Below are 21,809 nucleotides of genomic sequence, written 5' to 3' on the forward strand. Positions count from 1 at the left end.
CATCCCGGACGACCTGCGCGGCAGCTACCTGGGCCTGGCGTCGGAAGCGTCGATCGAGCACCTCCTCAAGCTCGGCGTGACTGCCGTCGAGCTGCTGCCGGTGCACCACCACATCGACGACTGGCACCTCGTGAAGGCGGGGCTGGCCAACTACTGGGGCTACAACACGCTCGGGTATTTCGCGCCGGACCTGCGCTACTCGGTGAGCCGGTCGGCCTACGGATCGGTGCGCGAGTTCAAGTCGATGGTCCGCACGCTGCACGCGGCCGGCCTCGAGGTCATCCTCGACGTGGTCTACAACCACACGGCCGAGGGCAGTCACATGGGCCCGACGCTGTCGTTGCGGGGCATCGACAACCTGTCGTACTACCGGCTGTCGCCCGGCGACAAGCGCTACTACGAGGACTTCACCGGCACCGGCAACACGCTGAACATGCAGAGCCCGCGCGTGCTGCAGCTCATCATGGACAGCCTGCGGTACTGGGTGCTCGAGATGCACGTCGACGGCTTCCGCTTCGACCTCGCGAGTGCGCTGGCGCGCGAACTCCACGCGGTGGACAAGCTGGGCTCGTTCTTCGACATCATTCATCAGGACCCGGTGCTCTCGCAGGTCAAGCTCATCGCCGAGCCGTGGGACCTCGGCGAAGGCGGCTACCAGGTCGGCAACTTCCCGGTTGGCTGGACCGAGTGGAACGGGCGCTATCGCGACACCGTGCGGCGCTTCTGGCGCGGCGATGGCGGTCAGGTCTCGGAGTTCGCGACGCGACTGGCCGGCAGCAGCGACCTCTACGAGCACACCGGACGCCTGCCGAGCGCGAGCATCAACTTCGTCACCTGCCACGACGGCTTCACGCTGGCCGATCTGGTGACCTACGAGCAGAAGCGCAACGAGGCCAACGGCGAGCAGAATCGCGACGGGGAATCGAACAACCTCGCGATGAACTTCGGCGTCGAGGGGCCGACCACCGACCCTGCGGTGCGGCAGGCGCGCGTGCAGCAGCGTCGCAACTTCATGGCCACGCTGCTCCTCTCGCAGGGCGTGCCGATGATCGGCGGCGGCGACGAGATGGGGCGGACGCAGAAGGGCAACAACAACGCCTACTGCCAGGACAACGACATCAGCTGGTTCCACTGGGAGCTGACCGAGGAGGACAAGGACTTCCTCGACTTCACCCGGATGCTGATTGCCCTGCGCCAGAAGCATCCAGTGCTGCGTCGCCAGCGCTACTTCCAGGGCCGGCCGCTGCGCGGCGCCGGCGTCAAGGATCTCGCGTGGTTCGATCCGTCGGGCGTCGAGATGACCGACGCGATGTGGTCGGCGTCGCACGTCCGTGCCCTCGGCATGCTCCTCAGCGGCGTCGCCATGGACGAGATCAACCATCGCGGCGAGCCCATCGTCGACGACACGCTGCTGGTGCTGCTGAACGCCGACGCGGCACCTCGACCGTTCAAGCTGCCACAGCTCGGCAGTGGTCTGGCCTGGACGCGTGTCTTCGATACGGGCATCGAGCATCAGCCCGTGGCACCGGCAGAACGCGGCAGCTACCCGGTGGCCGGGCGCTCGGTCGTGCTGCTGCGTGCGGATGAGCGAACGCGCTCCGCACTCCGGTAACATCGTCCTGTCATCACGTCGGTGCGCCGGGCGTCCCAGTCAGCAGAGGACGCCGCGCGGCACCGCGCTCGCACGCTTCGCGCGGCCATCCCCGGTCGTGCCGGCGTGCGATTTGCTTTCCAGGACGACATGGACGAGTTTTCACGCCCGGCACAGCCCGACTGGTACAAGGACGCCGTCATCTATCAGGTGCATGTCCGCACCTTCTTCGACGGCAACGACGACGGCATCGGTGACTTCTCGGGGCTGATCAGGAAGCTCGACTATCTCCAGACGCTGGGCATCAACACGATCTGGATCCTGCCGTTCTACCCGTCGCCGCTGCGCGACGATGGCTACGACATCGCGCACTACCAGGGCGTGCATCCGGCGTACGGCACGCTGCGCGACGTGCGGCGCTTCCTCCGCGAGGCGCATGCGCGCAACCTCCGGGTGATCACCGAGCTGGTGATGAACCACACCTCGGACCAGCATCCCTGGTTCCAGGAGGCACGCCAGGCGCCGCCGGGGTCGCCGGCGCGCGACTTCTACGTGTGGAGCGACAGCGACCGCAAGTACGACGGCACGCGGATCATCTTCACGGACACCGAGACGTCGAACTGGACGTGGGATCCGGTCGCCAACGCCTACTACTGGCACCGCTTCTTCCACCACCAGCCCGACCTGAACTTCGAGAACCCGCGGGTGATGCGGGCGATGCTGCGCATCATGCGGTTCTGGCTCGACCTGGGGGTCGACGCCTTCCGACTCGACGCGATCCCGTACCTCATCGAGCGGGAAGGCACGTCGAGCGAGAGCCTGCCGGAGACCCACGCGCTCATCAAGCAGGTGCGCCGCTTCATGGACGCCGAGTACCCGGGGCGCGTCCTGCTGGCCGAGGCCAACCAGTGGCCGTCCGACGTCAGCGAGTACTTCGGCGCGGGTGACGAGTGCCACATGGCGTTCCACTTCCCGCTGATGCCACGCCTCTACATGGCGATCGAGCGGGAGGACCGCGAGCCCATCGTCGAGATCCTGCGCCAGACGCCCGACATCCCCGAGAGCTGTCAGTGGGCGCTGTTCCTGCGCAACCACGACGAGCTGACGCTGGAGATGGTCACGCCGGAAGAGCGCGAGTACATGTACGGCGCCTTCGCCGAGGATCCGCGCATGCGCATCAACGTCGGCATCCGTCGTCGACTGGCGCCGCTGCTCGATGGCGACCGGCGACGGGTCGAACTGCTCAACGTGCTGCTGCTGTCGCTGCCGGGCACGCCGGTCATCTACTACGGCGACGAGATCGGCATGGGCGACAACATCTACCTGTCGGATCGGCATGGCGTGCGGACACCGATGCAGTGGACCGGGGACCGCAACGGCGGCTTCTCGCGCGCGGATCCGCAGCGCCTGTGCGCGCCGCTGGTGATGGACCCGGTGTTCGGCTTCCAGGCCGTCAACGTCGAGGCGCAGGAACGTTCGCCGGCCTCGCTGCTGAACTGGACGCGGCGGATGATCGCCATGCGGCAGGCGCATCCGACCTTCGGCCGCGGCACCATCGAGTTCGTCGAGACCGGCAACCGGCGGGTCCTCGCCTTCACGCGGCAGTACCTCGACGACACCGTGCTCGTGGTCGCCAACCTGTCGGCCACCGTCCAGACCGCGGAGGTGCGGACGCGCCTCGAGGGTGTGCCGGTCGAGATGCTCGGCGGCACGCATCTGCCTCCGCTCGAGCACGGCACCACGCGCATCACGCTGGCCCCCTACGGCTGGTACTGGCTGCACATCCTGGATGCGAGCGATCCGCGCGCCAGCAGCGAGGCCGTCGCCGACACGCGTCGGCATGCACTACCCGACCTGCTCGTGAGTGAACGCTGGGACACGCTGTTCGACGGCCCGGGACGCGCCGTGCTGGAGCGTCGTTACCTGCTGCCGTACCTCGAACGCCAGCCGTGGTACCGCGCCCCTGGGTCGGGGGTGCACGGCGTCCGCGTGGCGAGTCACGCCCTGGCGCGTGGCGGCGCCGAACCGATCGTGCTGCTCGCGGTGGACGTCGAAGGGGAAGTCGATACCTACCGATACGGTCTGGTGCTGACGTTCACGAGCGGGCCGAGGGGCGAGGAGATGCTCGACCGCCATCCCGACCGCGTGCTGGCCCGCATCGCCGGCGCCAGGACGGGCACGCTGCACGAGGTGATCGAGGCCGATGCCGCGCGGGTCCTGATGCGGATGCTGACGGAGGGCACCAGACTCGCCGGCCGTGGCGGCGTGTTCGATGCCGCGTCGCCGGGGCCCGCCGTGCTGGCCGATCACGAGCCCTACGCCCTGATGCCCACCACGCTCGCGCAGACGGTGATCGCCTGCGGCGCTGCCGCGGAGATGAAGATTCGCCGCCGGCTGCTGCGCGGTCGATCGCACGAGGAGCAGATTCTCGAGGCACTGTCACGCAACCTCGATGTGGAACTGCCCGTCGCGTACGCCCATCTCGACCTGCTGACGCCCGACGGGCAGCGCTGGCCGTTCATGCTGCTGCGGTCGCGCGTCCCGTCGACGCACGACGGCTGGGACCGATCCCATCAGCTGGCGCTGCGCTGGCTGGCCGAACCGCACACCCTGACGACACCGGCCGACCCGTTCGCCTGGCTGCGCGACGGCCGCGATGCCCCTCGCCTCGACAGCGAGCCCCTGCATGAGGTGGAGCGCATGGCGCGAGTGATGGGGCGACGTGTGGCGGCCACGCACATGGCGATGGCCGACGCCATTGCAGCGAGAGCCGACGTCAGTGCAGCCGCTGACGACACCTCAGGCCCCTCGAAGGATCGCGAGCTCGCCGACGCCGCCCTGGCGGCGCTGTCGGAGCTGCCTGCCGACGCACGCAGCCGCTGGGCCACCCTGCTCGTCTCAGCCGCGGGCCAGCGTGTGCTCGCGTCGCGGCAGGTGCTCGGGGCGCTCGCACGCTGGCGCTGGACCGATGGCGAGCCCGCCCCGGTCGATCCGGACGACAGCACGCCGGGAACCCCAGGGGAGCCGGGGGCGCTGACCGACTGCGGCGAGCGCGACATCGCCGCGCTCGCGGCCGATCTCGCCTACGCGGCACTCACGGCGCTGCAGGACAGCGGTCGCCGCGAACCGCAGGACCCGGTGGCGCGGGCCTGGTGGGCCATCGCGACGTGGGCCCTGGTGCGGGGCTGGCAGGAGGAACTCGCCGCCGGCGGGCGCACCACCGTGCCCGTGCTCGACCTCGTGGAGGGGCTGCGCGTCGGGATGCTGTGGCGCCTGCTGGTCGATGCCGTCAACGCCGCAGACGACCGTCGCCAACTGGCACGCGCCGTGCTCATCGATCTGGCTGCACGCCCGGCAGGAGAGCCGGCATGACGACGCGCTGGACGCCAACCTACGGCACGCACCTCGACGAGGCGGGTGTACGGATGCGGGTGTGCGCCCCGGGCGCCGCCTCCGTGCGCGCCCACGTGGAGGGACAGGCACCGATGGACATGGCCCGTGTCGACGCCGACACGTTCGAGACGTACGTGCCCGGCGCAGGTGCCGGCACGCGGTACCGGCTGCAGATGGACGACCACACGCCGTGGCCAGACCCCTGCAGTCGCTGGCAGCCCGATGGCGTGCATGGTCCGTCGATGGTCATCGACCCGACGACCTTTGCCTGGACCGACGCGTCGTGGCGTGGCGTGCCGCGCCACCGCCTGGTCATCTACGAGCTGCACGTCGGCACCTTCACGCCCGAAGGTACGTTCGCCGCCGCGATGGCGCGATTGCCCGCGCTCGTCGACCTCGGCGTCACCGCGATCGAGCTGATGCCCATCGCCGCCTTCCCGGGGCGGTGGAACTGGGGCTACGACGGCGCGGCGCTCTTCGCGCCCTCCGAGCAGTACGGCCATCCCGATGACCTGCGCGCCCTCGTCGATCGCGCGCACGCCCTGGGACTCGCGGTGCTGCTCGACGTGGTCTACAACCACCTCGGCCCGGATGGCGCCTACCTTGCGGCGTGGATGCCGACGATCTTCACCGACCGGCACACGTCGCCGTGGGGGCGCGGCATCAACCTCGATGGCCCTGGGAGCGCGGCGGTGCGTCGAGTGATCTGCGACAACGTGCTGCAGTGGCTCATCGAGTACCACCTCGACGGCCTGCGCCTCGATGCGACGCACGCCCTCACCGACCACAGCCGCGAGCACATCCTCGCCCAGATCGCCCGCGAGGTCGCGGCTTGCGTCCCCGGGCGGGAGATTCACCTGATCGCCGAAGACGAACGCAACCTCGACACGCTGCTGCACCCGATTCCAGAGGGCGGCTTCGGCATGACCGGCGTGTGGGCCGACGACTTCCACCACGCCGTCCGTCGTCATCTCGCGGGTGACCACGAGGCGTGGTTCTCGGACTTCCGCGGCAACACCGACGAGATCGCGGCCGCGGTGCGCGATGGCTGGGTGTTCACCGGCCAGCATGCCGCGCACTACGACGGCCCGCGCGGCACGTCGCCGGCCGGCGTGCCGATCGAGGCGTCGGTGATCTGCGTCCAGAACCACGACCAGGTCGGCAACCGCGCCCACGGCGAACGCCTGCATCACCAGGTGAGCGATGCGACCTGGCTGGCGGCGTCGACGCTGCTGCTCACGAGCCCGGAGACGCCGCTGCTGTTCATGGGCCAGGAATGGGCCACGTCGGCGCCGTTCCTCTACTTCACCGACCACGAGGAGGCCCTCGGCGCGCTGGTCATCGAAGGACGACGACGCGAGTTCGGCCGGTTCTCGGCCTTCGGTGATCCCGAAGCCCGCGAGCGGATCCCGAGCCCACAGGCGGAAGCGACGTGGCGGGCCAGCCGCCTGCCCTGGGAGGAGTCTACGCAGCCTTCCCATGCGGTGGTGCTGGCGCAGACGCGCGCGCTGCTGGCCGTGCGCCATGCCCATGTGGCCGCGCAGCCGCGCGACCGTGGACGCGTGCGGTGCGAATCGATCGGATCGGATGGCCTGTGGCTCGAGCAGCCGTCGGCGCGCGACGGACTCCTGCTGACGTACGTCGACTTCTCCGGCACGGCGACACGACGTCTGCCGAGGCCGTCGTTGCGGTCCGACGACACCGTCGTCGTCCTGCACGCCACGGCGACCAGCGCCGGCGCGATCGTGCACGGGGTGCGGATCGAGGATGGCGCGATCGTCATCGATGCGAGCCCCGAGCCGTTCGGCCTGGTGCTCCACCTGCCGGGAGGCGCGGCATGACCATGCCTGCACCGGCGTGGACGCCGACCAGTACCTACCGGCTGCAACTCGGCCCCGACCTGACGTTTGCCGACGCCACGGCGCTGGCCCCGTATCTGGCGAGACTCGGTGTGGATGCGCTGTATCTCTCGCCAATGCTCAAGGCGCGTCCCGGCAGCACGCACGGCTACGACATCTGCGACCATGGCGCGGTCAATCCCGACCTGGGCACGGACGCGGATCTCGAGCGACTGTCGTCGGAGGCCGCGCGCCTGGGCCTGCGGCTGATGGCCGACATCGTGCCCAACCACATGGGCGTCGATCCGCGCGCCAATCCGTGGTGGCGCGAAGTGCTGGAGAACGGGCCGTGTTCGCCGTTTGCCGAGTACTTCGACATCGACTGGGATCCGATCACGCCGCACCTGCGCCAGAAGGTCCTGCTGCCCATCCTGGGCGATCAGTACGGCGACGTACTCGACCGCGGCGAGCTGCAGATCGAGTACGAGGATGGTCGCCTCTGGCTGCGGTACTTCGAGCATCGTCTGCCGATCAACCCGCGGCAGACGCCGCTGGTGCTGCGCCACGCCGTGCCGGTGCTGATGGCGTCGCTCGGCGATGGGCACCCGGCGGTGATCGAGTTCCAGAGCATCCTCGAGGGCCTGCACAACCTGCCCCCGTACACCGACACGCATCCCGAGCGCATCATCGTCCGTCAGCGCGAGAAGGAAGTGCTGCGCGGGCGCCTGCTTCGCCTGGCGGACGAGACGCCGCTCGTGATCGACGCGATGACGCACGCCGTGGGGCACATCAACGGTCGCGCCGGGGAACCAGATTCGTTCGACGAACTGCATGCGTTGCTCGAGGCCCAGCCCTATCGACTGGCGTCGTGGCGCACGGCGGTGGACGAGATCAACTACCGTCGCTTCTTCGACGTCAACGAGCTGGCGGGCGTGCGCGTCGAACACGAGGCCGTGTTCGACGCCACGCACCAGTTGATCGGCACGTGGCTGCGCGACGGCCACGTGCACGCGCTGCGCCTCGATCACCCCGATGGCCTGTTCGACCCCGAGGCGTACTTCGCGCGCCTGCAGCAGTTCGCCCAGAACGAGACCGGCCAGAAGGCCCCGCTGTACGTGGTCGCCGAGAAGATTCTCGAGCACGGCGAGCGTCTGCGCGACGACTGGCAGGTGCACGGGACGACCGGTTATGCGTTCCTGAACGAGATCAACGGCCTGTTCATCGACCCGGCCGGCCTGCGTCGGCTGCGGCGGGTCCATGCCCGCGTCACCGGCGCGCGCGAGCCGTTGCACGAGATCGTCTACGACGCCAAGCGATTGATCATGGACACGGCGATGTCGAGCGAGCTCGGTGTGCTCGCCGATGCGCTCGCACGGATCGCCCGCGCCGATCGCCACACCCGCGACTTCACGCTCAACAGCTTGCGCGAGCTGATTGCCGAATACGTCGCGTGCATCCCCGTCTACCGGACGTACGTCAGCGCCCGCGGCTGGACGCAGGAGGACCTCGCGATCATCGACCGGACCATCGCCGAGGCCCGGCGGCGCAATCCCGCGATGGAGGGTTCGCTGTTCCGCTTCCTGCGCGAGGTGCTGCTGCCGGAGCCCTCGTCGACGCCACCCGCCGCGCATGGCGCGCCGTCGATGTACCAGCGTCGGCTGGAGTTCGCGATGAAGCTCCAGCAGTACACCGGCCCCGTGCAGGCCAAGGGCGTCGAGGACACCACGTTCTATCGCTACAACGTGCTGGTCTCGATGAACGAGGTCGGCGGCGATCCCGGCACCACCGAGCAGTCGGTGGAGGCGGTCCATGCCGCCAACGGCACGCGTCAGCGCTCCTGGCCGGCCGAGATGACGACGCTGTCCACGCACGATACGAAACTCGGCGAGGACGTGCGGGCACGCATCAACGCCTTGTCGGAGATGGCCGACGACTGGCGCGACACGCTCGGCCGCGCGCTGCGGGCCGCGGCCCCCGCGCGCACGCTGCTGCAAGGCACCTGGGCGCCCGATCGCAACGACGAGTGCCGCTTCCTGCAGGTGCTGGTCGGGTGCTGGCCGCCCGGGGTCGCGATCGAGGCGCCAGCCCCCACCGCGCTGGTCGAACGCCTCACGGAATACATGCTGAAGGCCATTCGCGAGGCGAAGCGACACACCAGCTGGATCACGCCGAACGAGCCCTACGAGGCCGCCACGCGCGCGTACGTCGAGCACGTGCTCGCCGGCCCGGCCGCGCCGAAGGTGCTGGCCGTGCTGGCCCCGCTGGCCGCGAGGCTGGCCACGCGCGGCGTGTGCAACGCCCTCGCCCAGACCGTGCTGAAGCTGACCGCGCCCGGCGTGCCCGACACGTATCAGGGCGCCGAGGACTGGAAGTTCGATCTCGTCGATCCCGACAATCGACGGCCGGTGCCCTTCGACGCGCTCGCCGAGCGGCTGGGCGCGCTCGACGAGGTACGCGCCAGCGACGACTTCGGCCCCGACCGCGTGAGCGCCTGGCTGGACGCCTGGCCCGACGGCCGCATCAAGCTGCACGTCGCCTCGGCGCTCCTGCGGGCGCGGCGGGACCGTCCGGACCTGTGGCTGAGAGGTACCTATCGGCCGCTCGACGTCGACCTGTCGGTCGCTGCGACCGCCATGGCCTTCGCGCGGTCGCACGAGGAGGCGGGGTGGGCACTCGTCATCATCGGCTTACGCACGGGGCAGTTGCCCGGGACGTGGCCGGTGGGGTCGGCGTGGGCGACATCGCGGGTGATCCTGCCTTTGGATAGTCCCAGCGTCAGGTGGCGCGACCTGCTCACCGGCGCGCTCGTCACACCGGCGCGTACCTCGTCTGAACAGTGGATGTTCCTGGCGCAGGCCCTGCAGGTGCTGCCCGTCGCCGTGCTCGTTCCCGAGGCCGGATGAGATCGTCAGACCACCACGGCAGAGCCAGAGTGTTTGTGCCATCATTGGACTTCGGTGAGACCGCTGCAGGATCGAGGGCGTCGAGGCGACGTCAGCGCCTGCCATCGCGTGGGATTCATCAAATCGCCGACGCGGCCGATCTCGCCATGAGGGGGATCGTGTTCGACCCCAAGGAGTCGCTGTGACCGGCGAAGTACGCTCACCCATCCGTCTGCTGGTGGCAGACGATCACGATATCCTGCGGCAGGGACTGGTTGCCGTCCTCGAGCGCAATCCGCGCTTCTCGGTGGTGGCCACGGCGAGCAATGGCGAAGAGGCCGTGGCCGCGTTCCGTCGCACGCAGCCGGACCTGGCCATCATGGACCTGCGCATGCCGGTGATGGAGGGCCCCGAGGCCATCCGCGCCATTCGCAGCGAGTTCCCGGAAGCCCGGGTCGTGGTCCTGACGGTGTACGAAGGCGACGTCGACATCGCGCGTGCACTGTCGGCCGGTGCGGCCGCCTACGTCCTGAAGGGCATGCCGAGCGACGAGCTGTTCGAGGCGATCATCGCGGTCCACGAGGGTCGACAGTACATCCCGCCGCGCATCACCCAGGTGCTCGACCAGGCGGGGCGCACCGACCTCACCAGGCGCGAGATGGACGTCCTGCGGCTCATCGTCAGCGGCCACAGCAACCGCGAGATCGCCCACGAACTCAACACCACCGAAGGCACGATCAAGTCGTACGTGAACGGCCTGCTCGGCAAGCTCGGCGTGCGCGACCGCACGCAGGCGGCCACGGCGGCCATCCGACGCGGCCTCGTCAAGCTCGAGGAAGCGGAGAAGGCGAGAGCCGAGCGCGTGCCGCTCGACCACGACGTCGCCGAGCACGAGTAGCGAAAACGGCCGGCGTGGGCAGCCGGTGTCGGCGTGGGGTAGGGCCGGCTCTCCGCTTGCACGCCGAAGCCCTGGCGAAGGCGGGAGCCGGCCGTCACCGATTCGTCAGTAGGCCCACCGCAACAGTACCGACCCCACCGTGAAGCCGGCGCCCACCGAGGCCAGCATCACGAGGTCGCCCTTCTTCAGGCGCCCGTCACGCACGGCGTCGTTCAACGCGAGCGGGATCGTTGCCGCCGTCGTGTTGCCATACTCCCCGATGTTCAGCACCATCTTGTTCGGCGGCACGCCGAGGCGTTGCGCTGCCGACTCGATGATGCGCTTGTTGGCCTGGTGCGACACGAACAGGTCGAGGTCGTCAGCCGTGATGTCGTTGCGGTCGAGCAACCGCCGGCACACTTCCTCGTTCTTGCGCACGGCGAAGCGGAACACCGTCTGCCCGTCCTGATGGACGTAGTGCATCCGGTTGTCCACGGTCTCGTGCGAGGCCGGCAGCTTCGACCCGCCCGCCGGCATGCACAGCGCCGGGCCGCCACTGCCATCCACCTCGTGCGTGAAGTCGATCAGCCCGAGGCCGTCACCGGGTGAGGGCGACACGATAGCCGCGCCCGCGCCATCGCCGAACAGCACGCAGGTGGTGCGGTCGGTGTAGTCGATGATGCTCGACATCACGTCGGCCCCGACCACCAGCGCATGCTTCGCCATGCCCGCCGCCACGAACCCGGCGGCCGTCGTCAGCGCATAGGTGAAGCCGGAGCAGGCCGCACCGAGGTCGAAGCCCCAGGCCCTGGTCGCCCCGATCTTGTGCTGGAGCAGGCAGGCCGTGCTGGGGAACATCGTGTCCGGCGTGGTGGTGCCGACGACGATCACGTCGATGTCGGTCGGCAACAGGCCGGCCTGCGCGATGGCGGCGCGCGCCGCCTCCGCCGCGAGATCAGACGTCGCCACCCCGGGGTCGACGATGTGGCGCTTGCGGATGCCGGTCCGCTGCAGGATCCACTCGTCGTTGGTGTCGACCATCTTCTCGAGATCGGCGTTGGTCAGCGTGCGGGGCGGCAGGTACGTCGCCAGCCCGCTGATGCACGGCTGGATCGTGATCTGGCCACCGCTGAGGACCCCGTGCGGGCGGGCCGCAGACTCCGTTACCACAGGCGATTGTCCTTTCCGGGCTCCTCGAGCCCGAAGAAAGCGTACGCGCGGCGCGTCACCACGCGACCACGCGGCGTCCGCTCGAGAAAGCCCACCTGCATCAGGAAGGGCTCGTAGATGTCCTCGATGGCGTCGCGCTCCTCGCCGAGCGCCGCCGCCAGCGTGTTGACGCCGACGGGACCGCCATCGAACTTGTCGATGATCGTACGCAGCAGACGCCGGTCGACTTCATCGAAGCCATAGGCGTCCACCTCGAGCAGCGTCAGGGCCGCCTGCGCCACGTCGAAGGTCACCGTGCCGTCGGCCCGCACCTGGGCGTAGTCACGCACGCGCCGCAACAGGCGATTGGCGATGCGCGGGGTGCCACGCGATCGCCGCGCCACCTCCACCGCCGCGTCGCCCGACAGCGGCACGCCGAGGATACGACCGGACCGGCTGACGATCTCGATCATGTCGGCCTCGGTGTAGTAGTCGAGGCGATGCACCAACCCGAACCGGCTGCGCAACGGCGCCGTCAGCAGCCCGGTCCGCGTCGTCGCCGCCACCAGCGTGAAGGGCTGCACGGGCACCTTCACGGATCGCGCGCCGGGCCCCTGGCCGATGACGATGTCGAGTTCGTAGTCCTCCATCGCCGGATAGAGGATTTCCTCGATGGCTGGTGACAGACGATGGATCTCGTCGATGAACAGGACCTCGTGGCGCTGCAGCGTCGTGAGAATTGCGGCGAGATCGCCGGGGCGCTCGATGACCGGCCCCGACGATGCCTTCATCGACACGCCGAGTTCGTTGGCGATGACGTGCGCCAGCGTGGTCTTGCCGAGGCCGGGCGGTCCGGAGACGAGCACGTGGTCGAGCGCCTCGTCACGCTGCCGGGCGGCGGCAATCGCCACCTGCAGGTTCTCGCGCACGCGGTCCTGCCCGATGTAGTCGTCGAGCGTGCGCGGTCGCAGTCCGGCTTCGTACTGCGCGTCGTCGTCGCCGACGCGGCCGCTCACCACGCGGGGATCCGGCATCTCCCTCTCGTCGATGGTCACGCGCGGGCCAGCTTCCCGAGGGCCTGGCGCAGCGCCTCGTCGAAGGTCGCCCCGGGCTGGGCCTTGAGCACGTCGCCGACGGCTTTCTCGACGGTCGGGCGCGGGTAGCCGAGATTGACGAGCGCCGACAGCAGGTCGGCGCGGATGATGCTGCCGGGCGTGGCCGCGTCGGCCGAGACCGGAAGGGCCGCCGGCAGGCGGTCGCGCAACTCGAGGACGATGCGCTCGGCGGTCTTGCGACCGATGCCGGGGATGGTCGTCAGTCTCGCCGGTTCGTTGCCCTGCACCGCCGCCACGAGATCGCCGGGGGCGATGCCCGACAGCACGGCGAGGGCGACCTTCGGGCCGATGCCGTTGACCGAGATCAGCCGCTCGAAGATCTGTTGTTCGAGCGCGGTGAGGAAACCGAAGAGCGCAATCTGCTCCTCGCGGACGTGGGTATGCACGCGCAGCGCGATCTCGCTGCCGACGTCGCCCACGCGGCCGTACGTCGACAGGGGCACCTGCACGTCGTAGCCGACGCCACCGACGTCCACGATCAGTCGCGCCGGCTGCTTCTCGAACAGCCGGCCGCGCAGGGCGGCAATCACCGGTGTTCCAGATCCTCGGGCCGGAGCTGACGCCAGCTCGTGACCCGGCGACCGCGCGCGAAGGGCGACGCGTCGGCCTGGGGGATGCCAGAGGCGGCGGTGTGGGCGTGGCACAGGGCCACCGCGAGGGCGTCGGACACGTCGAGGGGTTTCGGGGGCGCCGCCAACCCGAGCAGCATGGTGACCATCTGCTGGACCTGCGGCTTCTCGGCCCGGCCGAACCCGACGACGGCCCGCTTGACCTCCGCGGGCGCGTACTCGACGACCGGCAGACCGAGCTGGGTGACCGCCAGCAGCATCACGCCACGGGCATGGGCCAGGGCGAAGGCGCTGCGCGTGTTCAGACCGTGGAAGAGGCTCTCGATCGCCACACAATCGGGGCGCGCGTCGGTGAGCCGAGCCAGGAGTTCGAGGTGGATGACCTGGAGTTTCTCGGGAAAGGCGCTCCGGGCGGGCGGCACGATGGCACCGCTGCAGTGCAGGGCCCAGCGACTGCCGCTGGACTCGATGCAGCCGTATCCCGTGCGCACCGACCCGGGATCGATCCCGAAGATCCTCATGCCATCGAGGCCTCGATCTCCTTTTCCTCGATGTCGAAGTTGGACCACACCTGCTTGACGTCGTCGTGATCGTCGAGCGCGTCCATCAGCTTGAGCATCTGCTGGGCGGTCTTGCCTTCGAGCTTGATCGTGTTCTTGGGCAGCATGGCCATCGCCTGCGCGGTCGCCGGTTCGATGCCCAGCGCCTTGACCGCTTCGAGGACGGCCTCGTAGCCGCCGATCTCGGTGGTCACTCCCCAGCTGTCGCCATCGTCGCCCATGTCGTCGGCGCCGGCCTCGAGGACGGCCGCCATCAGCGTCTCCTCCTCGGCCGCCGCCTTGTCGACGACGATGTAGCCCTTGCGGTCGAACATCCAGGCGACGCTGTTGGTCTCGCCGAGGCTGCCGCCGTACTTGGTGAGCATGTGACGCAGCTCGCCCACGGTGCGGTTGCGATTGTCCGTGAGGGTCTCGATGATCACGGCGGCACCGCCGGGGCCATAGCCCTCGTAGGTGATCTCGTCGTAGCTGACGCCGTCTTCCTCGCCCGTCCCGCGCCGGATTGCGCGCGTGATGTTGTCGTTGGGCATGTTGACGGACTTGGCTTCGGCGATGACCGTGCGCAGCCGCGGGTTCATCGCCGGATCGCCGCCGCCGCTACGTGCCGCGACCGACAGTTCCTTGATGATGCGCGTGAAGATCTTGCCGCGCTTGGCGTCGAGCGCGCCCTTCTTGTGCTTGATCGTGTGCCATTTCGAGTGGCCGGACATCGCGTGAAACTCCTCGGCAAAACGTCGGAAAACCACGGGATCTTAGCACGCCGGGCGTGCCGCCCCGACGGCTACGCCGATTCCCCTGACGGCCGGCTCGGAGAGCCGGCCCTACCCACAGCAGCGGGCTTGCGGGCCAGGAGCAGCCAGACGTCGGCCCGCCGGTCCCACTCGGCGCCCCGGTAGTCGCCAAGCACGGCCTCGACCTGGAACCCGGCCCGCTCCACCCGCGCCGCGATGGCCGGAAGCGGCAGCGTCCGGAACCGGATGGTGAAGGGGGTGACCTGACGGGTCTTGCCGCGCCCCTCGCTGTATTCCTGCTCGAAGGTCGTCAACCCCTTCTCGCGGTCCTGGCGGACGGTTTCCCGCAACGTGATGGGCAGCCCACGGGGGCCTGCGGGACTGAAGAAGACCAGTTTGCGGGTGTACTGCCGCCACTTGGGGACGTCGGGTACGAGGTCGAGCCCGAAGAGGCCCCCCGGTTCGAGCACGCGCCAGGCCTCACGGATCGTCCGGGCCAGCAGGACGTCGCTCAGCAGTGACTGCAGGAGGCCGTAGGGCGCCATCACCAGACGGAAGCTGTCGTCGGCAAACGGCAGCCGGGTGACGTCGCCCAGGGAGATGGGCGGTCGGGCGGTGCGCGACCGTCGAGCGCGAGGGCCGACGCGACGGAGCATCTCGGCCGTGCGGTCGACCCCGATGATCGGGATGCCCTGGCGGCGGAGGGGCACCGTCAGACGCCCCGTGCCGCTCCCCAGCTCGAGCACGCGGCCGCCGGTCTGGGTGGCCAGTTGCTGCCAGAACGCGAGGTCCCGGCGCCCCATGGTGCGGGCGTTCTCCCAGTCGTAGAAGGGCGCGTAGGCGCCCCAGCCCTCGTGTCCGGCAGGCATGAGCTCGTACAGCCTACTCCTCTACCAGCGCATCTGCGGCCGCTGTGCCAGCGTGGCAATCAGCAGCGCGTGCTGGACTTCGACGAAGCCGGCGCCCTGCGCATCGGCATCCGCCCGGTAGGCGTTCAGCGCGTGGAGCAGGTGATCGCGGTCGGCCGGCTGGTCGGGCATCGCGGCCGTCAGCCGGGTCGCCCTGGCCTCCCACACGCCCGGAGGCGGCGCCCCGAGCCGGGACTCGGAGACCGGCAGGGCCTCGACGGCCAGTGGCTCGAGCCCGGCCTCTCGCAGCCAGGACACGACATGGACGCCGAGACGGGCAGGCGCGTCCGGGGCGGCGGCGCGGTGCGCGCGGCCCAGGGTCTCGCGCGCCAGCGCGAATGCCTGCTGCCCAGCGGCCGAGGCGCTGAACCAGTACCGCGCTTCATGGTCGGGCTCGACGACGAGGACACGGCCGCCCGGGCGGACGAGCGCGCCGAGGGTCGCCGCCGCGGCCGCAGGATCGGCCAGGTGCTGCAGGACGCCGATGCAGAGGACGGCGTCGGCGCTGCCTGCTCGGATCGGCAGGGATCGCAGGTCCCCGACAACGGCCATCACGCGGGCGTCCACGTCGGTGGCGAGCTCGCGCGTGTGTCGAGCCCGATCGCCGACCACGTCCAGGGAGACCACCTGCAGGCCCGGCGTGGCCAGGGCGAGGGCGACGTCGATCTCCCCGTTGCCGCAGCCGACGTGCACCAGGCGTTCACCGGGATCGCAGCGCAAGTGGCTGCTGACCCACTGCGTCCAGCGCGTGGTCCACCAGCGGTCGCGCAGGTGCTTCAGGGTGTACGAGGTGAGCGCGTCGATGTCGCGGGACATGAAGACGGGCGGCGCCTAGTGCGTCGCCGAGTCGGGCGCCGGCGCCGAGGCGTAGAAGTCCTCGAGGAAGCGGCTCGCATAGGCGTCGAGCAGCATGTGTACGCGCGCCGGGTCGTCGGCACGCACGATCAGGCCCGCATGGTGCGCCAGATCGATGCGCTGGACGATCTCCGCGTCGTCGTACGCCGTGGTGTCCGGATGCTCCTGCTTCGCGAGCGAGAGCACGAGACCGGCGTAGTCCTCGCGGTGCGACGGCACGTCGTAGTGCCCGTGTTCACCAGCCACCTCCAGCCTGGCCCACTCGTGCCAGAGGTTCACGCCCGTCGCCGCGGCGATGACGTCGACGATGAAGGCGCCGCCCACACGGCTGGCCGTCTCGAGGAAGTAGAAACGGCCATCGGCCTGGGCACGGATGAACTCGGTGTGCGTCACGCCCCTGACCAGGCCGAGGGTGTCGAGCAGACGCCGGTTGAGGGCGTCCAGCACCTGCGCATCTTCCGACCGACGATCCACGGTGCTGGTGGTGAACACCCCACCCTGATGCGCGACGGTCCATGGCGGTGAGCCATAGCGGTGGGCGGCCGTGAAGACCACCTGGCGATCCCACACGATCGCGTCGACATGGTAGATGTCGCCCGGCACGAACTGCTCGAGCAACGAGAACGATCGAAGGTCGCCGAGATCGTGGATGTGCTGCCACGCCTCGTCGCGGGTGGACGCCTTGCGAATGCCAATCGCCGCGGCCTGCGATCGAGGCTTCACCAGCCAGGGCCCCTCGACCCGATCCAGGTAGGCGTTGACGGCCTCGTCGTTGAACAGGCCGGTGAACGGCGGCACCAGGACCTCGTGATCCCGGGCGCGCACGCGCATCGCCAGCTTGTCCCTGAAGTAGCGGGCCGTGGTCTCGCCCATCCCGGGCACCCGCAGGTGCTCGCGCAACAGGGCCGCCGTCTCGACGTCGAAGTCGTCGAGCGCGACGATGCGGTCGATGCGATGGGTCCGGGCGACATGGCTGACGCCCTTCAGCAGGTCGTCGCGGCCGATGACAGCTGGAATCGCGAAGATCTCGTCGATGGCCTCGCGCGGCCAGCTGGGCAGGTGCTGCAGCGTCTCGGTCGTCAGCAGCAGGACGGTGCATCCCTGCCGCTTGCACTCACGGAGGAATTCGGCGCCCTTCTCGTAGGTGGCGACGCACAGGATCGTCAACGGTCGGCTCTCGGTCATGCGTCGGCTCCAGTGTCAGTCGAGGGCAGCGAGTTCGCCGGGGACGATGGGGCGGGTTCTGGGCAGGCGGCCCTTGTAGGCGAGCCAGCCCATCGCGGCGAGGACGCCCAGGAACACCAGCAGCTTGAACGTATCCGGCACCGGCCCCTTGGGCATCGTCAGATACAGCAACCAGAGCACGGGCTGGGCGATGGCCACGGCCCACACCGTGCCGTAGAAGTAGCGCCGTTCGTGGCCTTCCCCGGACGTCGACCGCTTCACCCGCGGCAGATGCCCAGAGAGACCAATCGCCCAGATGGTCCCGGCGAGCGGGAAATAGGCGTAGCGATAGATCTGCTTCAGCATCCAGTCGCCAGTCGTGATCGCCACGATCAGGCCGACGATGTTCAGGAGTGCGAAGGTGATGGCCTCGCCCCACGCGATGGAGTAGCAGATGCGTCGGTAGACCGGGTTGGGGCGGTCTTCGGTGAAGCGGATGATGTAGGGCGCCGGCTCGCACCCGGGCAGGCGTCCGCGGAGGAACGGGATGCCGGTGGCGACGATGACGACGCCCAGCCAGAGGGCCATCCGCAGGTCGAAGCCGCGCTCGAACAGATCGAAGGTCAGCGGCCCCGGCGCGATGAAGAACACGAAGATCCAGATCGGCCAGTGCAACCAGCGGTAGTAGAGCTTGTTGCGTGTGCGGATCGTGCGTTCGGTGTCGTATTCGACGGGAATGCGATGTGACACAGCAGGGCAGTATACGGTGGAGGGCAGCCGGCTGACCGAGCCCCGCCATCCAGGCGGGCGCGGTGGCGTCCAAAGGATCATGGGAATGCGCGTCTGTGCACGGATTGCTCTCACCGTCGGGGTGGCGCTCGTCGCCCTGCCATGCGCCACCATCGTCCGCGCCCAGGTCCCGGGGGCGAAGGTGCGTCCGGTGGAGAACCTGGACGTCGAGCGGTACATGGGGCGCTGGTTCGAACTGGCGCGGTACCCGAACCGGTTCCAGAAGAAGTGCACGGGCGACGTCGTGGTGTTCTATGCCGGTCGCCCCGATGGACGTATCGACGTCCGGAACACCTGCGCGACCGCCAAGGGATCGATCGAAGCCAACGGGGTCGCACGCCGGGCGAGCGAGGACGGCCCCGCGTCGGTGCTGGAGGTGCGATTCGCCCCGGCCTTCCTCTCGTTCCTGCCGGTCTGGGGCGACTACTGGGTTCTCGACCTGGCTCCGGACTACAGCACGGCGATCGTGGGCACGCCGGACCGCGACTCGCTGTGGATTCTGTCGCGGACGCCCGACGTCGACGCACCGACGTATGCCCGCCTCATCGAAGCGGCGCGCACACAGGGCTACGACGTGTCGCGCATCGAGCGGACGCCGCAGAGCGCGCAGTAGAGCTCGACCGGACAGACATCCAGACGGGCGCAGTAGCCGTAGAGCTTCCCTGAATGCCGCATTCCGCGCGCATTCAGGGAGAAGACGATGCGAACGCTGTGCACACTGCTGGGCGCCGGAGCGCTGGCCACGTTGGCCCTGCTGCCCGGGCAGGCCTCGAGTCACCGGGAAGCCCCGCTCATCGCGCAGGATCCGATGGCGGACAACACGGACCTGTATGCCTTCGTCGATCCCAACGAGCCGACGCTGGTGACCCTCATCGCCAACGTGATCCCGTTCCAGGATCCGGATGGCGGGCCCAACTTCTACCCGTTCGATCCGAACGTCACGTACGAGATCCACGTCGACAACAACGCGGACGCGGTCGAGGACATCACCTTCCAGTGGAAGTTCACCACCGAGGTCCGGAACCCGGCCACGTTCCTGTACAACACCGGCCCGGTGACGACGATCGACGACCCGGACCTGAACGTGCGGCAGTTCTACAGCCTGACGCGCATCGACGGCCCCCGGCGAACCGGCAGGCGCACCCTGCTGGCCGGTCGTCTGCCAGTGCCGCCGCCCAACATCGGGCCCCGCTCGACCCCCAACTACGGTGCGCTGGCGGGCGGCATCCAGCAGTTGCCGGGAGACATGCGGGCATTCGCGGGTCAGCGGGACGAGGGCTTCTACGTCGATCTGGCCATCTTCGACCTGCTGGGCGTCGGGTCGGGAGAGGTCGAAGACAGCACGGCGGGGTTCAACGTGAGTGCGCTCGCGCTGCAGGTGCCCATGCGCGACCTGACGCGGACCGGCACGATGCCGGCGGGCCCATCCGACCCGAACGGCATCATCGGGGTCTGGACCACGACCAGCCGGCCGGCCGTGGCCACGCGCTCGGCGGGCAAGGTCGACTACACCGGTGAGCTCGTCCAGATCTCGCGCCTGGGCAATCCGCTCGTCAACGAGGCCGTGATCGACCTCGCGCGCAAGGATGTCTTCAACGCCATCACGCCGACGTCGGATGGCGCCGCGCTCGATCGCGTCCTCGACCCGGAAGTCCCCAAGCTGCTCAATCTGATCTACGGCGTACAGTCGCCCCCCGCCCCGCGCAACGACCTCGTCACCATCTTCCTGACGGGGATCCCCGGGCTGAACCAGCCGCAGGGGGTCGTGGCATCCGAGCAGCTTCGCCTGAACATGGGCATTCCGCCGTCGCGCCAGCCCGATCCGATGGGGGTGCTTCGCGGTGACCTGGCCGGCTTCCCCAACGGTCGCCGCGTGGGCGACGACGTCACGGATATCGTGTTGCAGGCGGCCGCCGGCGCCACGCCGCTGACGCCGGGCTTCAACATCGCCCCCAACAACCAGATCGGTGATGGCGTCGGGCGGAACGACGTGCCCTACCTGGCGACCTTCCCGTACCTCGGCATCCCGCACGCGGGGAACCGCTGATGCGCCGGCACCGGCTGCCGTCGTCTCGCGCCCGGGTCCTGGCGGCGATGGCCGCCGGTGCCGTCACCGCTGTCGTGGCCGGCGCCTGGTTCCTCCGGGCGGCTCCCTCTTCAGCACAGGTTCGTCCCCCCTTTGTGGCGGGCAGCCCGATCGCCACCGGCCGGGCCGATCTCGCGTCGGCGCGGGCAGGCCTGCAGGTCTGGCTGACGAGCCACCCGGAAGACGCTGCGGCCGCGGTGCGGTTGGCGGAGCTGTCGCTGCGTGAGGCGAGGGTCACCGGCAATGTGGGTCTCGTCGTCGAGGCGTCCGCGCGACTGCGGGAACTGGTCGACCGCGGCACGCGGACGTACGAGATCGAGCGCATGCTGGCCGCGCTCCTGCTGTCGGAGCACCGGTTCGTCGAAGCGCGACAGATGGCCACGCGCCTGCTCGCCCATGAGCCGAACGACACCTGGCTGCACGGCGTGCTGGGCGACGCGGCCCTGGAGGAAGGTGAATACGAGGCGGCGTTCGCGGCCTTCGACAGGATGGCGACGCTGCGGCCCGATGCCGCCGCCTATGCACGCGTGGCGTACGCCCGCGAGCTCGGCGGTGATGTGGAGGGCGCGCTGCGCGTGATGGAGATGGCGCGCACCGCGAGCAGCCCGCATGACATCGAAGCCCACGCATGGCACCTGACGCAGCTGTCTGCCTTGCAGCTCCAGCTGGGTCGGTTGGCTGAGGCGCGGCAGGCGGCCGAGCGCGCCCTGCACAGCTTCGCCAACTACGCGCCGGCGCTTGCTGCCCGCGCGGAGGTGCTCGCAGCCGGGGCCGACCTTGATGGGGCCGTCGCGTCGATGACTGCAGCGGTGACACAGGCCCCTGCACCGGGATGGCTCGCCAGGTTGGGTGACTTCCGCGCCGCCCGCGGCGAGGGCGAGGAGGCCGAACGGCTGTACGCCCGCGCCGATGCCGGCTGGCGCAACGAGGCTCCTGAACCCGGGGCGCATGCCCTGTTCCTCGCGATGCATGGGCGCGACGTGCCACGGGCTCTCGCGCTTGCACAACGCGCCACGGCGTCGTCGAACGACATCGTGTCTCAGGAAGCCCTGGCCTGGAGTGCCTTCAAGAGCGGCGACATCGAGACGGCCAGGGCGGCCATCGAGCGCGCCCTGCGGACGGGTTCGCGCAGCCGGCGGTTGCGCGTGCACGCTGCCGCCATCGTCGCGGCGGCTGGTGACGCCGAACGAGCCCGAGACCTGGTGTCGTCTGCGCTGTCGCAGCCGGCAGTCGGGCTCGAGGCGCCGGCCCCTCCGTCACTCGTCGCGGACGGGGCTCTCGGACTTCGGCGGGAGGACTGAC

The 21,809-nt window shown here is 69.5% G+C and carries 17 protein-coding genes; 8 read left to right on the top strand and 9 right to left on the bottom strand.

Annotation, left to right across the window (positions count from 1 at the left end; translation table 11 throughout):
• The 5 genes from glgX to Q0C41_RS16630 form a co-directional block, all read left to right on the top strand.
• A partial coding sequence (gene glgX / locus Q0C41_RS16610; protein WP_291985409.1) for a glycogen debranching protein GlgX occupies positions 1–1,612 on the top strand: 1,612 nt, incomplete at its 5' end.
• A 129-nt stretch (positions 1,613–1,741) separates the two neighbouring features.
• Positions 1,742–4,963, top strand: a complete 3,222-nt coding sequence (gene treS, locus Q0C41_RS16615) for a maltose alpha-D-glucosyltransferase (protein ID WP_291985411.1) — start codon at positions 1,742–1,744, stop codon at positions 4,961–4,963.
• Positions 4,960–6,825: a malto-oligosyltrehalose trehalohydrolase gene (gene treZ, locus Q0C41_RS16620; RefSeq protein WP_291985413.1), complete on the top strand. Its 1,866-nt coding sequence runs from the start codon at positions 4,960–4,962 to the stop codon at positions 6,823–6,825. Before treS ends, treZ begins: the two co-directional genes overlap by 4 nt.
• Entirely contained in the window at positions 6,822–9,725 is a 2,904-nt protein-coding gene (gene treY, locus Q0C41_RS16625) for a malto-oligosyltrehalose synthase (protein ID WP_291985415.1), read from the top strand. The genes treZ and treY overlap by 4 nt, the downstream gene beginning before the upstream one ends.
• Before the next feature lie 181 nt (positions 9,726–9,906).
• Positions 9,907–10,602, top strand: coding sequence for a response regulator transcription factor (locus Q0C41_RS16630; protein WP_291985417.1), 696 nt, complete (start codon positions 9,907–9,909; stop codon positions 10,600–10,602).
• A gap of 105 nt (positions 10,603–10,707) precedes the next feature.
• On the opposite strand, the gene Q0C41_RS16635 is transcribed toward Q0C41_RS16630, so the two are convergent.
• The 9 genes from Q0C41_RS16635 to Q0C41_RS16675 form a co-directional block, all read right to left on the bottom strand.
• Complete coding sequence (locus Q0C41_RS16635) at positions 10,708–11,751, bottom strand: beta-ketoacyl-ACP synthase III (RefSeq protein ID WP_291985419.1); 1,044 nt, start codon at positions 11,749–11,751, stop codon at positions 10,708–10,710.
• Positions 11,745–12,764 (bottom strand): Holliday junction branch migration DNA helicase RuvB, encoded by a 1,020-nt coding sequence (gene ruvB / locus Q0C41_RS16640; protein WP_367079231.1) that lies wholly within the window; start codon positions 12,762–12,764, stop codon positions 11,745–11,747. The genes Q0C41_RS16635 and ruvB overlap by 7 nt, the downstream gene beginning before the upstream one ends.
• Before the next feature lie 17 nt (positions 12,765–12,781).
• Positions 12,782–13,375 carry a Holliday junction branch migration protein RuvA gene (ruvA, locus tag Q0C41_RS16645; protein WP_291985424.1) on the bottom strand — a complete coding sequence of 198 codons (594 nt, stop codon included), beginning with the start codon at positions 13,373–13,375 and terminating at the stop codon, positions 12,782–12,784.
• Positions 13,372–13,935, bottom strand: coding sequence for a crossover junction endodeoxyribonuclease RuvC (ruvC, locus tag Q0C41_RS16650; protein WP_291985426.1), 564 nt, complete (start codon positions 13,933–13,935; stop codon positions 13,372–13,374). The genes ruvA and ruvC overlap by 4 nt, the downstream gene beginning before the upstream one ends.
• Positions 13,932–14,684 carry a YebC/PmpR family DNA-binding transcriptional regulator gene (locus Q0C41_RS16655; RefSeq protein ID WP_367079232.1) on the bottom strand — a complete coding sequence of 251 codons (753 nt, stop codon included), beginning with the start codon at positions 14,682–14,684 and terminating at the stop codon, positions 13,932–13,934. The genes ruvC and Q0C41_RS16655 overlap by 4 nt, the downstream gene beginning before the upstream one ends.
• 71 nt (positions 14,685–14,755) lie before the next feature.
• On the bottom strand, positions 14,756–15,574 hold the full coding sequence (locus Q0C41_RS16660) for a class I SAM-dependent methyltransferase (RefSeq protein WP_291985430.1): 819 nt from the start codon (positions 15,572–15,574) through the stop codon (positions 14,756–14,758).
• A gap of 21 nt (positions 15,575–15,595) precedes the next feature.
• Positions 15,596–16,429 (bottom strand): bifunctional 2-polyprenyl-6-hydroxyphenol methylase/3-demethylubiquinol 3-O-methyltransferase UbiG, encoded by an 834-nt coding sequence (locus Q0C41_RS16665; protein WP_291985432.1) that lies wholly within the window; start codon positions 16,427–16,429, stop codon positions 15,596–15,598.
• 15 nt (positions 16,430–16,444) lie between these two features.
• The gene (locus Q0C41_RS16670) at positions 16,445–17,653 is read right to left on the bottom strand and encodes a hypothetical protein (protein WP_291985434.1); all 1,209 of its coding nucleotides are present in this window, start codon (positions 17,651–17,653) and stop codon (positions 16,445–16,447) included.
• Between the two features lie 15 nt (positions 17,654–17,668).
• Complete coding sequence (locus Q0C41_RS16675; protein WP_291985436.1) at positions 17,669–18,382, bottom strand: hypothetical protein; 714 nt, start codon at positions 18,380–18,382, stop codon at positions 17,669–17,671.
• Between the two features lie 85 nt (positions 18,383–18,467).
• On the opposite strand from Q0C41_RS16675, the gene Q0C41_RS16680 reads away from it, so the two are divergent.
• The 3 genes from Q0C41_RS16680 (at position 18,468) to Q0C41_RS16690 (ending at position 21,808) form a co-directional block, all read left to right on the top strand.
• The gene (locus Q0C41_RS16680) at positions 18,468–19,034 is read left to right on the top strand and encodes a lipocalin family protein (protein WP_291985438.1); all 567 of its coding nucleotides are present in this window, start codon (positions 18,468–18,470) and stop codon (positions 19,032–19,034) included.
• Positions 19,035–19,121: 87 nt separating this feature from the next.
• The gene (locus tag Q0C41_RS16685) at positions 19,122–20,468 is read left to right on the top strand and encodes a DUF4331 domain-containing protein (protein WP_291985440.1); all 1,347 of its coding nucleotides are present in this window, start codon (positions 19,122–19,124) and stop codon (positions 20,466–20,468) included.
• Complete coding sequence (locus tag Q0C41_RS16690; RefSeq protein WP_291985441.1) at positions 20,468–21,808, top strand: tetratricopeptide repeat protein; 1,341 nt, start codon at positions 20,468–20,470, stop codon at positions 21,806–21,808. Before Q0C41_RS16685 ends, Q0C41_RS16690 begins: the two co-directional genes overlap by 1 nt.
• The last annotated feature ends 1 nt before the right edge of the window (position 21,809 follow it).

The sequence above is a fragment of the Luteitalea sp. genome (assembly GCF_022842525.1).
Taxonomy (GTDB): Bacteria; Acidobacteriota; Vicinamibacteria; order Vicinamibacterales; family Vicinamibacteraceae; genus Luteitalea.

What these genes read in the sequence shown, in the direction of transcription:
- Q0C41_RS16665 (WP_291985432.1), bottom strand. Translation starts at nt 16,429, where the DNA reads ATGTCCCGCGACATCGACGCGCTCACCTCGTACACCCTGAAGCACCTG.
- Q0C41_RS16670 (WP_291985434.1), bottom strand. Translation starts at nt 17,653, where the DNA reads ATGACCGAGAGCCGACCGTTGACGATCCTGTGCGTCGCCACCTACGAG.
- ruvC (WP_291985426.1), bottom strand. Translation starts at nt 13,935, where the DNA reads ATGAGGATCTTCGGGATCGATCCCGGGTCGGTGCGCACGGGATACGGC.
- Q0C41_RS16690 (WP_291985441.1), top strand. Translation starts at nt 20,468, where the DNA reads ATGCGCCGGCACCGGCTGCCGTCGTCTCGCGCCCGGGTCCTGGCGGCG.
- Q0C41_RS16680 (WP_291985438.1), top strand. Translation starts at nt 18,468, where the DNA reads ATGCGCGTCTGTGCACGGATTGCTCTCACCGTCGGGGTGGCGCTCGTC.
- Q0C41_RS16660 (WP_291985430.1), bottom strand. Translation starts at nt 15,574, where the DNA reads ATGCCTGCCGGACACGAGGGCTGGGGCGCCTACGCGCCCTTCTACGAC.
- ruvB (WP_367079231.1), bottom strand. Translation starts at nt 12,764, where the DNA reads ATGCCGGATCCCCGCGTGGTGAGCGGCCGCGTCGGCGACGACGACGCG.
- treY (WP_291985415.1), top strand. Translation starts at nt 6,822, where the DNA reads ATGACCATGCCTGCACCGGCGTGGACGCCGACCAGTACCTACCGGCTG.
- Q0C41_RS16655 (WP_367079232.1), bottom strand. Translation starts at nt 14,684, where the DNA reads ATGTCCGGCCACTCGAAATGGCACACGATCAAGCACAAGAAGGGCGCG.
- treS (WP_291985411.1), top strand. Translation starts at nt 1,742, where the DNA reads ATGGACGAGTTTTCACGCCCGGCACAGCCCGACTGGTACAAGGACGCC.
- treZ (WP_291985413.1), top strand. Translation starts at nt 4,960, where the DNA reads ATGACGACGCGCTGGACGCCAACCTACGGCACGCACCTCGACGAGGCG.
- Q0C41_RS16685 (WP_291985440.1), top strand. Translation starts at nt 19,122, where the DNA reads ATGCGAACGCTGTGCACACTGCTGGGCGCCGGAGCGCTGGCCACGTTG.